The organism is Bradyrhizobium genomosp. III, from assembly GCF_000261705.1.
Classification (GTDB): Bacteria; Pseudomonadota; Alphaproteobacteria; order Rhizobiales; family Xanthobacteraceae; genus Bradyrhizobium; species Bradyrhizobium ottawaense.
Genome location: NZ_AJQF01000175.1, coordinates 1 through 14,330, shown reverse-complemented (window position 1 = coordinate 14,330; position 14,330 = coordinate 1). Strand labels below are relative to the sequence as shown.

The window sequence follows — 14,330 nt, the reverse complement described above, 5'->3', positions numbered from 1 at the left end:
TGGTTGCCGATTTGATAACGCCCGTGCTGGATGATGTCCCTCACGGGGCCGTGGCTTGCGAAAAGCCCGCAAATATGGCCTGTGGCCTGTGCTGAATCGATTTTTTGCTGGGGGAAACAATGATCCGGTTTTTTGCCGCGCCGATTGCCGCCGTCGCACTGCTGTCGGCCATGGCGGGCGGCGCGTTCGCCGAAGAGTTCGACTCGCGCGACATCATGGGCGGCGGCCCGAACTTCTTCCGTTCCGGCGCCAATCCGATCCCCCGCACCACCGTCATGTATAACGGCAATTACGCCCCCGGCACGATCGTGGTGAACACCAGCGAGCGGCGGCTGTATCTGGTACTGCAGAACGGCCAGGCGCTGCGCTACGGCATCGGCGTCGGCCGCGACGGCTTCCGCTGGGGCGGGGTGCACAGGATCACCGCCAAGAAGGAATGGCCGGACTGGACGCCGCCGTCGCAGATGCTGGCGCGCCGCCCGGACCTGCCGTGCCACATGAAGGGCGGCGTCGAGAATCCGCTCGGCGCGCGCGCAATGTATCTGGGCTCGACGCTCTACCGCATCCACGGCTCCAACGAGCCGGAGACGATCGGCCAGGCGGTCTCCTCGGGCTGCTTCCGCATGACCAATGACGACGTCAGCGATCTCTACGGCCGCGTCTCGGTCGGTACCACGGTGGTGGTGCTGAACAACTGACGCAACTCTCGTAGGGTGGGCAAAGCCGGAGGATCGCGCGAACGCGCGGTCTGCCGGCGTGCCCACGGGTTTGAGATGGTGGGCACGGCGCTTTCGCGCCTTTGTCCACCCTACGACACTGTAACTCTCTTGTTACAGACAACGCCGGGAACCCGCAGGCCGCGTGAATCTGCGGCCTTGTGCGCGCGACGTGAATACGGCAGCGTCGCACGACGATGAGCGCACTCAATCCGTCCTCGGCTGCCCTTCGCATCGCCCTGCTGGCGCTCGGCGCGCTCACCTTGCTTCCTGATACCGCTACCACGGCCGCCGCGGGCGAATTACCCGCGATCTCCTCGCGCCAGCGCTCCGAGAAGAAGAATTTCACCGACGGAGAGATCGTCGAGGGCTTCCTGAAGACGGCGTTCGGCGCCGAATATCATCTCGCCGGCCGCGTCGACCGCATCCGCAAATTCGACGGGCCGGTGCGCGTGTACGCCGAGAGCGACCGCGCCGACCGCAAGACGCAGCTCGCCAAGGTCGTGGCCGACATCGCCCATCGCGTGCAGCACCTCGACATCGCCATGATCGCGACCGCCGAAGCGGCCAATGTGCGGGTGAAGCTGGTGCGCGACCGCGACCTCTTCCGCACCATCTCCAGCTTCTACGGCGCCGAGAAGGCGCGCGAGATCCGCACCTCGCTCGACCCGCAATGCCTGTCCGGCTTCCGCAAGAACGACAATTTCGAGATCGAGCATTCCGACGTCATCCTCACCGTCGACAACGGCGATTTCGTCTTCCTCGACTGCGCCTATGAGGAGCTGCTGCAATCGCTCGGGCCCATCAACGACACCGCGAGCGTGCCGTGGACCATGTTCAACGACAACGTCTCGATGGGCTATTTCGACGTCTACGACCAGTACATCCTCAATCTGCTGTACGACCCCCGCATCAAGCCCGGCATGACCGTGGCCGAGGTCAAGGCGGTGCTGCCCGCCGTGCTCGCCGACGTGCGCACCTGGGTCAGGCAGGTGAATGATCTGAAGGAGTGAGCCGCGCGACCCTCCCCATGGTTCGAGACGCCTGCTTTGGCGGGCTCTCACATGAGGCAGAATCTCACGGTCAAACGCGCCTCACACCTTCCTTGCCTTCGACATCAGGAACTGCTGGCGCATCACATTGTGGCCGGCGTCGAAATATTCCGAGATCAGCGCCTCGAACTCGGCTCGGAAGCTCTTGAGCTTGTCCGGTTCGTCCTTGTACTGGGCGACGAGCTTGATCAAAGGCCCGATCGTCGCTTCCATGGTGCGGCGGAAATGCTGCGGGCTGAGGGCGGACGGCGTCATCATGTCCATCTCGAAGGAGAGATCCTTCGTTTTCCCCGCGAGACGCTCCGCGACGATCTTCGGATCGCCCCACAACACCGGCGATGCCACGCCCTCGGGCGGCGGCAGATGGCGGCCGATCAGCGCGAACATCCGCCCGACATACAGATGCGGCGGCCAGGTGGAGAAGGCGATGGTGCCGCCGGGCTTCAGCACGCGCAGCATCTCGCCGATCGCGACGTCCGGACGCGGCGCGAACATGTGGCCGAACTGGCTGAGCACCACGTCGAACTCGTTGTCGCCATAGGGCAGGCTTTCGGCGTCGCCGTCCTTGAAGTCGACATCGAGGTTCATCAGTTGCGCATGCTCGCGGGCGCGTTCGATCAGGACCGGCGACAGATCGAGACCCCTGACCTTCGCACCGCGGCGCGCCGCCGTGATCGCGACCACGCCGGTGCCGCAGCCGACGTCGAGCAGCCTTTGGCCGGCGGCAACGCCGGCAAAACCGACGAGCCTGGCGGCGGTCGGTGTCGTGAAAACTTCCATCGGCGTGAACAGCGACCAGGCTTCCTTCTGGACTGCCTTGAAAGCTGCAAACGGGTCCTGCGCAGTCATGGAACTCTCCCTTTGCTCGAGGTCGATCTTCATGAGGCTGGCGAAGGTCACCGAAGGTTCAACGCGGCCTCATGACGGCGACGGCACGGTCTTTCATCGTCGCGGCCCTATTGCACGAAATCGGCAACCGTGGTCGCGGCCTTCAGGCCGGTGCCGGTGAGGACGGCAACCGTGGTCTCGTTCGCCTTGATGGCGCCGATGGCAGATAGTTTTTCCAGCGCGGCGGCAGCACTTGCGCTGGTCGGCTCGGCGAACAGGCCTTGGCGCGCGAGGCGCCGCAGGGCGGCGACGATCTCGTCCTCGGTGAGCGCGACGGTGGCGCCGCCGCTCTCGCGCAGAGCTGCGACGATCTCGCGCAGGCGCAGCGGGTGCTTGATGGCGGTGCCTTCGGCGATGGTCTTGTTGACCTCGCGCGCGACTGGCGTATCGACGCCGGCCTGAAAGCTCGCATCGATCGGCGAGCAATTGAGCGGCTGCGCCGCGAACAGCCGCGGTAGCTTCGCGATCTGGCCGGCCTTCAACAGCTCGCGGAAGCCGAAGGCGCAACCGAGCAGAGAGCTGCCGGCGCCGACGGGAACGATGACGTTGTCGGGCGCGCGGAAACCGAGATCTTCCCAGATCTCATAGGCGAGCGATTTGGTGCCTTCGAGGAAGAACGGCTGCCAATTGTGGCTGGCATAGAAGGTCTGGCTCGACTGGCGGATCGCCTCGGCCTCCGATTCCTCGCGCGGGCCCTCGACGAGCTGCACCGCGGCACCGTAGGCGCGCACCTGCGCGATCTTGGCCGGCGACGTCGAGGCCGGCGCCAAAATCTTCACGCGCATGCCGCCGGCGGCACCGAGCCCGGCCATCGACGAGCCGCCATTGCCGGAAGAATCTTCGAGAATTGCGTCGACGCCGATCTGGCGCAGGAACGACAGCATCACGGCGGAGCCGCGATCCTTGAAGCTGCCGGTCGGGTTGAACCATTCGAGCTTGAACAACGGCCGCAAATCGCCCCAGTCCTGCTGCACCAGCGGCGTGCAGCCCTCGCCGAGCGTGATCGGAGCCTTGATCTCGACTGGCAGCGCCGCCCGGTAGCGCCAGAGCGAGCGCGTGCGGCCATCGATGTCCTCGCGCGTGATCCCCGCCCCCGGCCTCACCAGTAGCGGCGTGCGCTCGTCCGAGCACCAGCGCGGCTGGTCGAGCGGGTAGAGCTTTGCGTTGCGGGGGTCGATGTAGCTGGCGGGCATGGGGGTCTCCGGGGCGGGCAGCCGATCCAGTCGATATGTCTGAATATACGGGCTTTATCCAGTCACGCGTTTGGAGGCCGAGGCGCCGCCCGCCCCTTTCAAAAATTCAAACGATTACATAGATATAGGGAGCATTTCGGCGTCGACCGCCGATCCGGACGGGCGCGGGAATGATCCTTCCGGGGCGCGCAGCACGATTAACTTGTCTGTCGCGTCTTGCCGCTACAATATGTTGGATTGAGCTTGCGTCGCCGATGTTCCGCGTCGGCAACGCGACCGAGCCAGGCCCGTCCGAGCGGCGGGCCGTTGGCTTTTTGGGAGTTTGGTCATGAGCCGCGCGAACCGTACCGATCACATCCGCCTGACCTCCCATCCGGAGCCGGGCCGGAAGTCCGCCTTCCCGATCCACTGGGGCGCCCCTGACGCGCGCGCCCGCGGACCGATCATCGGCACGGTCTCGCGCGCCGGGGATCGCAACGTGATCGGCAGCCATGGCGGGTCCTATGCGATGTACCGCGCGCTCGCAGTGTCCGCCGGCGCGCTCGATCCGATTCGGAGGCCCGACCTCACCAACACCTTTCCGGCGGCAACCATCGGTCCGTTCGAGCAATGGCGCGATCCCGCCAAGATCGTCGCGCTCGATCCCTGGGGGCATCTGGTCGCGGAGAATTTCGGCAAGGAGATCGCAGAAGGCTCCGACATCCGCCCGAGCATCGCCGTGACGCGGGCGCGGCTCGACCTGCCGGAGATCCGTGAGGCGCTGGCTGCAAAACGCTTACGTGCCGACGGCGAGGTCGTGCATGCCAATGGCAGCGTCTCCGTGGTGAAGATCGCGATCGATCCGGTCTGGCACCTGCCCGGCCTTGCGGCGCGCTTCGGCACCGGCGAGACCGAGCTGCGGCGCACGCTGTTCGAGCAGACCGCCGGCATGTTCCCCGAGCTCGTCACGCGGCCGGACACGAAGGTGTTCCTGCCGCCGATCGGCGGTACCACGGTCTACATGTTCGGCGATGTGACGAAACTGCCGGACCATCGCACCAAGATCACCTGCCGCGTGCATGACGAGTGCAACGGGTCCGATGTGTTCGGCTCCGACATCTGCACCTGCCGGCCCTATCTCATCCACGGCATCGAGGAATCCGCACGCGGCGCGCAGGAAGGCGGGCTCGGGCTCGTCGTCTACAACCGCAAGGAAGGTCGCGCGCTCGGCGAGGTCACCAAATTCCTGGTCTACAACGCGCGCAAGCGCCAGGAGGATGGCGACGCGGCCGCCGCCTATTTCGAGCGCACCGAATGCGTCGCCGGCGTGCAGGACGCGCGCTTCCAGCAGCTGATGCCGGACACGATCCACTGGCTGGGCCTGAAGCGCATCGACCGCTTCCTGTCGATGAGCGACATGAAGCACGACGCGCTGACCTCCCAAGGCATCGATATCGTCGAGCGCGTGCCGATCCCGCTGGAGCTGATTCCGGCCGATGCCCATGTCGAGATCGCCGCGAAGAAGGCCGCCGGCTATTACTCGACCGACATCGCGCCCGAGAAGGACGTGGACGGCGTGGTCGGGCGCTCGCTGGAAAAATACTGATCGCGCGATGTCGGACTCTTTGGAACGAGAAGCCCGCTCGCTGCTCAGCGCAGCAGCGGTTCGCGCGCGTGCCGGCGAGATGCTTGAGATCGGCCTTGCCGGCGGCTTGAGCCACTTCACGATCGATCTCGACCGCATGGACGGCGTTGCCGACGCCGTGATCGCGGTCACCCGAAAAGCCTATCCGACGCTGGACGTGCCCTTCCACGCGCGCTGGCGTCACTTCGTGCTCGGCGGCGTCGACCGCTGGGCGCGGCTTGCCGACGCTGCATTATGGCCGGATCGCGCGGCGCGGGCGCGGGCCGAGTTCGACCTCGCGATCGTCTCCGTCCTGCTCGATGCCGGCGCCGGCGCTGCGTGGCGCTATCGCGACGCGGTGACGGGCGAAGCCATCGGCCGCTCCGAGGGCCTTGCGATTGCGAGCCTCGACATGTTCGCGAGCGGGCTCTTTTCCGGCGATGCGCGTGCGCCGTTCAGGGCTGATGCGGATGTGCTCGCACAGCTGCCCCTCGCCTTCCTCACCTCAGCGTTTCAGGTCAGCGATGCCAACCCTCTGCTCGGCCTCGAAGGGCGTGCGGATCTGCTGCGGCGCCTGGGCGAGCATGTTGCGAACTACCCGGAGATTTTTGCACGGCACGATGCGCCGCGGCCGGGCGGGCTGTTCGATCATATCGCAGCTCGCGCTGTGAGCGGCACCATTGCCGCGCCCGCCATCCTGACCGCCGTGCTGAACGAGCTCGGGCCGATCTGGCCATCGCGGCTGGAGCTTGCTGGGATTCCGCTTGGCGATTGCTGGCGCCACCCGGCGATCAAGGCGAACGACTCAACGGAGGGCCTCGTGCCCCTTCACAAGCTGTCGCAATGGCTGAGCTATTCGCTGATCGAGCCGCTGCAGCGCGCAGGCTTCGAGGTCACCGACATCGACGGCCTGACCGGGCTTGCCGAATACCGCAACGGCGGCCTGTTCGTCGATCACGAGGTGCTGCGCCTGCGCGATGCCGCCGATGCCGAGCGCGCACATGCGGTGGATTCGCTGCTCGTCGTGGAATGGCGCGCGCTCACCGTCGCGCTGCTCGATCGGCTTGCGGAGCGCATCCGCACCAAGCTCGCTCGCTCGCCGGAATCGCTGCCGCTCGCCAGCATCTTGGAAGGCGGCACCTGGGCCGCCGGCCGCGCCATTGCGTTTGCGCGCCGTCCCGATGGCTCCCCCCCGCTCAAGGTCATCAGCGACGGCACGGTTTTCTAATCCTCGCTGCCGCTCACACATTCACTTGATGAATTTCAGGAGCATCCCATCATGGAAGGCGTCACGATCGTCGATCACCCGCTGGTGCAGCACAAGCTGACGCTGGTGCGGGACAAATCGATTTCAACAAAGTCGTTCCGCGAGCTGATCAAGGAGATCGGCATGCTCTTGTGCTACGAGGTGACGCGCGACCTGCCGCTTGCTGACACCGTCATCGAGACGCCGCTGGCGACGATGCACTCGGCCAAGATCGCCGGCAAGAAGCTGGTGTTCGTGCCGATGCTGCGCGCCGGCACCACCTTCGTCGACGGCATGATGGATTTGGTGCCGACCGCGCGCGTCGCCCATATCGGACTCTACCGCGAGCCGCACAGCTTTGCGGCGGTCGAGTATTTCTTCAAATCGCCGTCCGACCTCGGCGAGCGCCTCGCGATCGTGGTGACCCCGGTGGTCGCCACCGCCAACACGGCTGTCGCTGCCATCGACCGCCTGAAGGAGCGCGGCGCCAGGGACATCCGCCTCGCCTGCCTGATCGCCGCCCCGGAAGGCCTCGAACGGCTGCGCGGCTTGCATCCGGACGTGCCGATCTGGACCGCGGCGGTGGACGAGGGCCTCGACGAGAACGGGTTCATCCTGCCGGGCCTCGGCGACGCCGGCGACCGCGCTTACGGGACGCGGTAAGAGAAGTTCACACCTTCCCGCTGCCGCAAATCCCCTTCAGTGACTGCCATTCCTTGTCCGTCAGCAGCGGCGGGCCGCTGGCCGGGCGATCTTCCCTGGTCATGCGGGCGAGGCGGTCCTCGGTCAGCGGGTGGCTGGCGAGGATCGACGTGAGCGTGGAGCCGCCCTCCTTGCCGGTGATGCGGAACATCAGCTCGGCCGCGGGCTTCGGCGAACGGCCGAGCTTGTGCATGATCTCGATCGCGAACGTATCGGCGGCGGTCTCGGCCTCGCGCGAATAGGAGGCTTCGACGACGGTGCGCGAGGCAAAGATCACGGCGGATGAGCCGGTAACGTCGCCGAACAACAGGCCGATCAGGAATGAGGTGCCGCCGTTGTAGATCAGGCCGCGCATGTTGTCGTAATGCTTGAGATGGCCGAGCTCGTGGGCGAGGATGCCGGCGAGCTCGTCGGGGTTCTGTGCCTTGTCGAGCAGGCCCCTCAGCACGTAGACCTTGCCGCCGGGCAGCGCGAACGCGTTCGGCACCGCGGTCGGCAGCACGCCGGCCGTCATGGAATCGTCGTCGAGGCCGGCGGCATCGCGCAGGCGGTTGACCAGCTTTGTGAACGCGGCCTTGCCCGCGGGGTCTTCGCACACGCTGCGGCCGAAGATGGTCTTCACCTGGACTTCGGAGGCGTCACCGATGCGCCGCTCGATCGGTTTCGGCACCAGCGGCGCGAGACGGTCGGCGGCGAGCGGCACGCCGAACAGCACGACGCAGACGATGGAGACGGTGGCAGCCACCGACCAGCCGACGATTTTTGCGACGCCGCGGCGCGAGGTCCGGTGCTCGTCGAGATGGGTGCAGCGGACGGTCACGTCTGCCGCGAGTACAGCGTCGCGGATCTCGAGCCGCGCCAGCGGCGGCGCCGTGGTGCAAGCCAGACGCAAAATCCCGGGCGGACTGTCGGCGCGGCGAATGTCGGCATAGGACCAGCGAACCGGCGTTCCGCCCTCCTCAAGGATCTCGAGCGCATCGGCGAACGTCAGCGTCACCTGCCGCCGGCGGCTCGACGTGCCGTCGAAGAAGATGGTCGGCTTGGCGGCCTGCGCCGGCGCCTCGGCAAATACGTCAGTCACAGCTCAGAATCCCGCGACATCGAGCCCGTCGGCAAAACCTTCGCCGAGCGCGCTGGCAAGTACGCCGCGCCCCTGCACATCCGACGCCGCTCCGATGTCGTGCACCTTGACGGTCTCCAGCACCTTGGCCCAGAGATCACGCTGAAGATAGACCCGCATGACGATGTTGATCGCAAGCGCCAGCGCGAGATAGCCGATCACCATCATCACCACCATCGGGATGCTCCTGGCGGCATTGTCGGAGCCGAACACCTGATCGGCCGGAACGCCGCTCAGCTGGACGACCGCTAAGGCGCTGCCGCCGAGATAGGCGGAGAACACCATCGAGAGCAGCGTCCACCAGCCGATCACCTTCCAGTACAGGCCGTAGAAGGCATCGTGCGGCAGGTCCGAGGACAGGCTGACGCCGCCGATGCGGATGCCGTCGAGCCACCAGCGCCACTCGCGCGCCTTGAATTCCGCATAGAAGAACGGCGCAAGCGGGAAGATCACCAGCGCGATCGGGCTGAGCAGCCACAGCCACCAACCGCGCTTGAAGAAGGTCCAGCCGTTGCCCTCAAAATCGCCGCGGAGATCGCCGTAATGGGTGTGCTGCATCTTGTAGCGTTCGAGCGCGGCCTCGCGCCAGGGCAGCGCCAGGCCGAGCGTCAGGAACACGAGCAAGCCCCACGCCATGGCGCGGAACGAATAGGCCCAGCCCGAGCCGTCCATCCAGAAGCGGACGCCGCGCCAAACGGTGCGCGTCAACCGGTAACGTCGCGCGCGAAAAATCGCGAACTGGCCGAAGGCGTAGAAGCCGATGAACAGCGGCGTCGAGGCAAACCCCTGCCAGCGCTCGAACTCGATGCCGATCAGGAAGTAGGCGAGGTAGATCGGCACCAGGATCGCGAGCGCGAACAGGAAGCCGACCAGCAGCTCCTTGGCGCGGCCGGTATATTCGGCGGCATCGCCGTCGATCGCGGTGTTCGCCCACAGATGACGACGGATGTCGGTGACGAGCCAGAACCGGTAGAAGCCGAAGGTGACCAGCTCCAGCATGGCACCCTTGGTGACCATTTTGCGGAACTCGGAGCGGTCACCGCTGAAATCGACCCGCGTGGGCGGCAGCGGCGGCGGTAAGGGCTCGGAGCCGATGGGGGTCCATTGCATGTCGTTCACGGCGGCAACCTCGGGATGCGGTCTTGATCGGGTCAAACTATAGATCAGAGGTTGGTCGGCCCCCAAGATGGCGGGGTTCGATTTACCTTGATTCCAGTCGGTTTCTGGCACGTTTTCACGACAAACGGTGTGCGGAGGGTCACGCTGATCGAGATCCCGTCAGCGTAATCCGTGATCGTGCCCCAAGCGACGCCGGCCCCGGATGACGCGGAGCCTGTCATCGGGCGGCGCTTTGCGCCGACCCGGTGGCTCCATTCGGGCTTCACATCCACCCTCTCGCAAAGGTTGGATGTGACAAAACTCTCCCTTGCTCCGGCGCAGATAACCGGCTGTAATTGCACATCAAATACCGCAGCGCAGAATTCAACGAGAACGCGCGGTACATGCCAGGGAGAACGGTCATGCATGGGACCATCGAGAGCGCGGCCAAGCTCGACGCCCTTCGCGAGCGCGCCACGACACTGCCGCTGGAGCAATTCGATCCGGGCGATCCGGAATTGTTCAGGACCGATACGTTCTGGCCGTATTTCGATCGGCTGCGCCGCGAAGATCCCGTGCACTACTGCAAGGACTCGATGTTCGGCCCGTACTGGTCGGTGACGCGCTACAACGACATCATGGAGATCGAGACCAACCATTCGGTGTTCTCCTCGGCCTCCTCCCTCGGCGGCATCACCATCCGCGACATCGATCCGGACCTGCGCCGCGAGAGCTTCATCTCGATGGACCCGCCGCGCCATGCGGCGCAGCGCAAGACCGTGGCGCCGATGTTCACGCCGACGCATCTGGACAATCTCGCCCTCAACATCCGCAAGCGCTCGGCCGAGTGCCTGGACGATCTGCCCCGCGGCGAGGTGTTCGACTGGGTCGACCGGGTCTCGATCGAGCTGACGACGCAGATGCTGGCGGTGCTGTTCGACTTTCCCTGGGAGGACCGCCGCAAGCTGACGCGCTGGTCCGACATCGCCACCACCATTCCCGGGCCTGACGGACTCGTCGCCACCGAGGACGAGCGGCAGGCCGAGCTGACCGAATGCGCCGGCTATTTCGCGCGGCTGTGGAAGGAGCGCATCGCGCAGCCGCCGAAGAGCGACCTGCTCTCGATGATGGCGCATGGCGCCGCGACCCGCGACATGGACGCCAAGAACTTCCTCGGCAATCTCGTGCTTTTGATCGTCGGCGGCAACGACACCACGCGCAACACCATGTCGGGCTCGCTCCACGCGCTGAGCCAGCATCCCGAGCAGTATCGCAAGCTGCGCGAAAATCCCGCTCTGCTCGACAGCTTCGTGCCCGAAGTGATCCGCTGGCAGACGCCGCTGGCGCATATGCGGCGCACGGCGCTCGCCGACTTCGGGTTCCGGGGCAAAGAGATCAAGAAAGGTGACAAGGTCGTGATGTGGTACGTCTCGGGCAACCGCGACGAGGAGGCGATCGAGAAGCCCTACGAATTCATCATTGACCGCGCCCGCCCGCGCACGCATCTGTCGTTCGGCTTCGGCATCCACCGCTGCGTCGGCCTCAGGCTTGCCGAACTCCAGCTCAAGATCATCTGGGAGGAGATCCTGAAGCGGTTCGATCATATCGACGTGGTCGGCGAACCCAAGCGGGTCTATTCGAGTTTCGTGAAGGGTCTGGAAGAACTGCCGGTGAAGATTGCGGCGTGAGACGAAAAACCCTCCCTCCGTTCTTACGGGGAGAGGGAGGGGGTGAGGGGCTCTCTCCCCGAAGACGGCGACAGCCGAATCGCAGAGAGTCCCCCTCACCCGGATCGCATCTAACGATGCGATCCGACCTCTCCCCGCAAGCGGGGCGAGGTGAAGGAAGAGCCAACTGGAGCCACGACGATGAACATCCAAGCGCCGGTTAAAGTGGACAAGGCCGAACGCATGCGCAGGGCCCGCGAGGAGGCCTATGCGACGCCGTTGGCGCAATTCCACCCCGGCGCGCCCAGGCTGTTCCAGGACGACACGCTGTGGCCGTGGTTCGAGCGTCTGCGCAAGGAAGAGCCGGTGCATTACTGCACCAACGCGCCGATCGAGCCGTACTGGTCGGTGGTGAAATACAACGACATCATGCATGTCGACACCAATCACGGCATCTTTTCCTCGGACTCCACGCTCGGCGGCATCTCGATCCGCGACGTGCCGGAAGGCTACGACTATCCGAGCTTCATCGCGATGGACCAGCCCAGGCATTCGTCGCAGCGCAAGACGGTGTCGCCGATGTTCACGCCGACACATCTGGACGAGCTGGCAAAGCTGATCCGGCAGCGCTCGCAGACCGTGCTCGACAATCTGCCGCGCAACGAGACCTTCAACTTCGTCGAGCGCGTCTCGATCGAGCTGACGACGCAGATGCTCGCGACCCTGTTCGACTTCCCCTGGGAGGAGCGGCGCAAGCTGACGCGCTGGTCGGACGTTTCGACCGCGCTGCCCAAGAGCGGCATCGTCGCCTCCGCCGAAGAGCGCCGCCGCGAGATGGACGAGTGCTACGCCTACATGTCAAAGCTGTGGAACGAGCGCGTCAACTCCGCACCGCGCAACGATCTGCTGTCGCTGATGGCGCACAACGATGCCACGCGCCACATGGACCCCGACAACCTCATGGGCAACATCATCCTGCTCATCGTCGGGGGCAACGACACCACGCGCAACACCATGACCGGCTCGGTGCTGGCGCTGAGCGAGAACCCGGAGCAATACGACAAGCTGCGCGCCAATCCGGAGCTGATCGACTCCATGGTGCCCGAGGTGATCCGCTGGCAGACGCCGCTGGCGCATATGCGCCGCACCGCCTTGCAAGACACCGAGATCGGCGGCAAGCACATCAGGAAGGGCGACCGCGTGGTGATGTGGTACGTCTCCGGCAACCGCGACGAGGAGATGTTCGACAAGCCGAACGACTTCATCATCGACCGTCCGCGCCCGCGCACCCACCTCTCCTTCGGCTTCGGTATCCACCGCTGCGTCGGCATGCGCCTCGCCGAGCTGCAGCTGCGCATCGTCTGGGAAGAGATGCTGAAGCGCTTCGACCGCATCGAGGTGGTCGGCGAGCCCAAGCGGATCTATTCGAGCTTCATCAAGGGGTACGAGACGTTGCCGGTGAGGATTCCGGGGTAGGCTCTAACCTCCGTCATTGCGAGCGAAGCGTCTTCTTCGCTCATGTCCCGGACGCAGCGCGTAGCGGTGCGGCGCAGAGCCGGGACCCAGCAAGCAACGGCCTCGCTGCAACATGGGCCCCGGCTCTGCAGCGCATCACACACCGGACGATGCTTCGCATCGCCGGGCGTGCTGCGCTGCGTCCGGGGCACGAGAGCGGTATGTTGGCGTTCCAGCCCAGCTATAAAATTTCGGCATGACAGCTCGCGCCAGATGCGATGGCCGGGCGGCGCGCGGCTGTTCTACGACACGAGCCGCATCTAACTCAATTTGATATCCCACACGCCTTCCTTGCGGCAGGCGGCGACTTCCTCGCGCAGAAGCGCCGTGACGGCGAGCGAGGCCGTCGAGACCGGGCGGTCGATCGGAGAAGCGAAAATGAGCTCGCGCGTCATCGGCTTGGAGACGACAGCGGTTTCCAGCCGCCCGTCCGCGACCTCGCCGTGGACCGACGACGGCGGCAGCAGTGCAAAGCCGAGCCCCTCCTCGACCAGGCTGGTCAGCACGCGGAACGAATCCGCCTCGAGCTGGACGTCGAGCTTGATCTTGCGCTGGGCGGCCGCGTGCTCGATCAGCGCACGGAGGCCGTGCGAGTGAGAGGGCAGCACCAGCCGTTGCCGCAGCAGCCAGCCGATGTCGACGCTCTTCTTGCGCGCGAGGCCGCAGCCGCGCGGGCCGACCGCGACGATGTTGTCGCGCCCCAGGCTCTCCACGTTGAGATGCAGATCGGCCGAGCGGCCATAGAGGATGGCGAGATCCATCTCGCCGCGATGCAGCCATTCGACCAGATGGCCGCTGTAGCTCTCGACGATGCGCAGCGAAATGCCGGGAAATTTTTCGACGCAGCGCCGCGCAAAGCGCGCCGACAGCACGCAGCTCACGGTTGGAACCAGGCCAAGCACGACCTGGCCGGACGGCGGCCCCTGGGACGACTGGATATCGTCGCGGATCTGGTCGATCTGACGCACGATGCCCGAGGTGCGCGCCAGCAGCAGGCGCCCGGCCTCTGTGAGCACCATGCCGCGGCCGTTGCGCGTGAAAAGCTCCGTGCGCAGCTCGTGTTCCAGCAGCTTGATTTGCCTGGAAAGCGCCGGCTGCGCCACGCGCAGCGTGTCGGAGGCCTTGCTCAGACTGCCGAGCTCCGCCACGCAACTGAAGGTCCTGAGCTGCCGGAAATCCATGCTTGCCAATCCTGGAAGGCTACTCCATACGTTATAACAAATGAGCATAGGGGGTTGGCGTTGTTTTCACAACGCCTGAGGATCGGCCGGCGTTATCTTAACTGCCGCTAAGAACTGGAAACGCCATGAGTGAAGAACACCACACCGAAGATTACGCCGACATCCGTGAAGCCGTCGCAAAGCTCTGCGCCCAGTTCCCCGGCGAATATTGGCGCAAGCTCGATCGCGAGATGGCCTATCCCAAGGCGTTCGTCGACGCGCTGACAGCGGCCGGCTATCTCTCGGTGCTGATCCCCGAGGAATATGGCGGTGCGGGGCTGAAGCTGTCCGCGGCGGCCGCGATCCTCGA

At 65.4% G+C, this 14,330-nt stretch carries 13 protein-coding genes; 8 read left to right on the top strand and 5 right to left on the bottom strand.

Annotation, left to right across the window (positions count from 1 at the left end):
* The first annotated feature begins 119 nt into the window (after positions 1–119).
* Positions 120–698 (top strand): L,D-transpeptidase, encoded by a 579-nt coding sequence (locus tag IC66_RS0115545; protein WP_038948245.1) that lies wholly within the window; start codon positions 120–122, stop codon positions 696–698.
* Between the two features lie 215 nt (positions 699–913).
* On the top strand, positions 914–1,729 hold the full coding sequence (locus tag IC66_RS0115540) for a DUF2927 domain-containing protein (protein ID WP_038948243.1): 816 nt from the start codon (positions 914–916) through the stop codon (positions 1,727–1,729).
* Between the two features lie 81 nt (positions 1,730–1,810).
* On the opposite strand, the gene IC66_RS0115535 is transcribed toward IC66_RS0115540, so the two are convergent.
* Both IC66_RS0115535 and IC66_RS0115530 read right to left on the bottom strand, forming a co-directional pair.
* Positions 1,811–2,617: a class I SAM-dependent methyltransferase gene (locus IC66_RS0115535; protein WP_038948242.1), complete on the bottom strand. Its 807-nt coding sequence runs from the start codon at positions 2,615–2,617 to the stop codon at positions 1,811–1,813.
* A 107-nt stretch (positions 2,618–2,724) separates the two neighbouring features.
* Entirely contained in the window at positions 2,725–3,849 is a 1,125-nt protein-coding gene (locus IC66_RS0115530; protein WP_038948241.1) for a threonine synthase, read from the bottom strand.
* Positions 3,850–4,177: 328 nt separating this feature from the next.
* Here IC66_RS0115530 and IC66_RS0115525 point away from each other — a divergent pair, with 328 nt between their 5' ends.
* From IC66_RS0115525 to upp, 3 genes are read left to right on the top strand one after another with little or no spacing between them, the layout of a single operon-like run.
* Complete coding sequence (locus IC66_RS0115525) at positions 4,178–5,434, top strand: GTP cyclohydrolase II (protein WP_038948240.1); 1,257 nt, start codon at positions 4,178–4,180, stop codon at positions 5,432–5,434.
* A gap of 7 nt (positions 5,435–5,441) precedes the next feature.
* Complete coding sequence (locus IC66_RS0115520) at positions 5,442–6,680, top strand: URC4/urg3 family protein (RefSeq protein ID WP_038948239.1); 1,239 nt, start codon at positions 5,442–5,444, stop codon at positions 6,678–6,680.
* A gap of 51 nt (positions 6,681–6,731) precedes the next feature.
* Positions 6,732–7,361 (top strand): uracil phosphoribosyltransferase, encoded by a 630-nt coding sequence (upp, locus tag IC66_RS0115515; RefSeq protein ID WP_018317218.1) that lies wholly within the window; start codon positions 6,732–6,734, stop codon positions 7,359–7,361.
* A 7-nt stretch (positions 7,362–7,368) separates the two neighbouring features.
* On the opposite strand, the gene IC66_RS0115510 is transcribed toward upp, so the two are convergent.
* Complete coding sequence (locus IC66_RS0115510) at positions 7,369–8,481, bottom strand: M48 family metallopeptidase (protein ID WP_038948238.1); 1,113 nt, start codon at positions 8,479–8,481, stop codon at positions 7,369–7,371.
* Between the two features lie 3 nt (positions 8,482–8,484).
* Positions 8,485–9,630, bottom strand: coding sequence for a YjgN family protein (locus IC66_RS0115505; protein WP_038948237.1), 1,146 nt, complete (start codon positions 9,628–9,630; stop codon positions 8,485–8,487).
* A 410-nt stretch (positions 9,631–10,040) separates the two neighbouring features.
* On the opposite strand from IC66_RS0115505, the gene IC66_RS0115500 reads away from it, so the two are divergent.
* Together IC66_RS0115500 and IC66_RS0115495 are read left to right on the top strand one after the other, a co-directional pair.
* Positions 10,041–11,306, top strand: coding sequence for a cytochrome P450 (locus IC66_RS0115500; protein ID WP_038948236.1), 1,266 nt, complete (start codon positions 10,041–10,043; stop codon positions 11,304–11,306).
* A gap of 180 nt (positions 11,307–11,486) precedes the next feature.
* On the top strand, positions 11,487–12,761 hold the full coding sequence (locus IC66_RS0115495) for a cytochrome P450 (protein WP_028140397.1): 1,275 nt from the start codon (positions 11,487–11,489) through the stop codon (positions 12,759–12,761).
* A gap of 299 nt (positions 12,762–13,060) precedes the next feature.
* Here IC66_RS0115495 and IC66_RS0115490 read toward each other — a convergent pair whose 3' ends face one another.
* A complete protein-coding gene (locus tag IC66_RS0115490) occupies positions 13,061–13,981 on the bottom strand; it encodes a LysR substrate-binding domain-containing protein (protein ID WP_028140398.1) in 921 nt (306 codons plus the stop codon).
* Positions 13,982–14,106: 125 nt separating this feature from the next.
* Here IC66_RS0115490 and IC66_RS0115485 point away from each other — a divergent pair.
* Positions 14,107–14,330, top strand: a 224-nt coding sequence (locus IC66_RS0115485; protein WP_038948233.1) for an acyl-CoA dehydrogenase family protein, incomplete at its 3' end; no start/stop codon positions are given.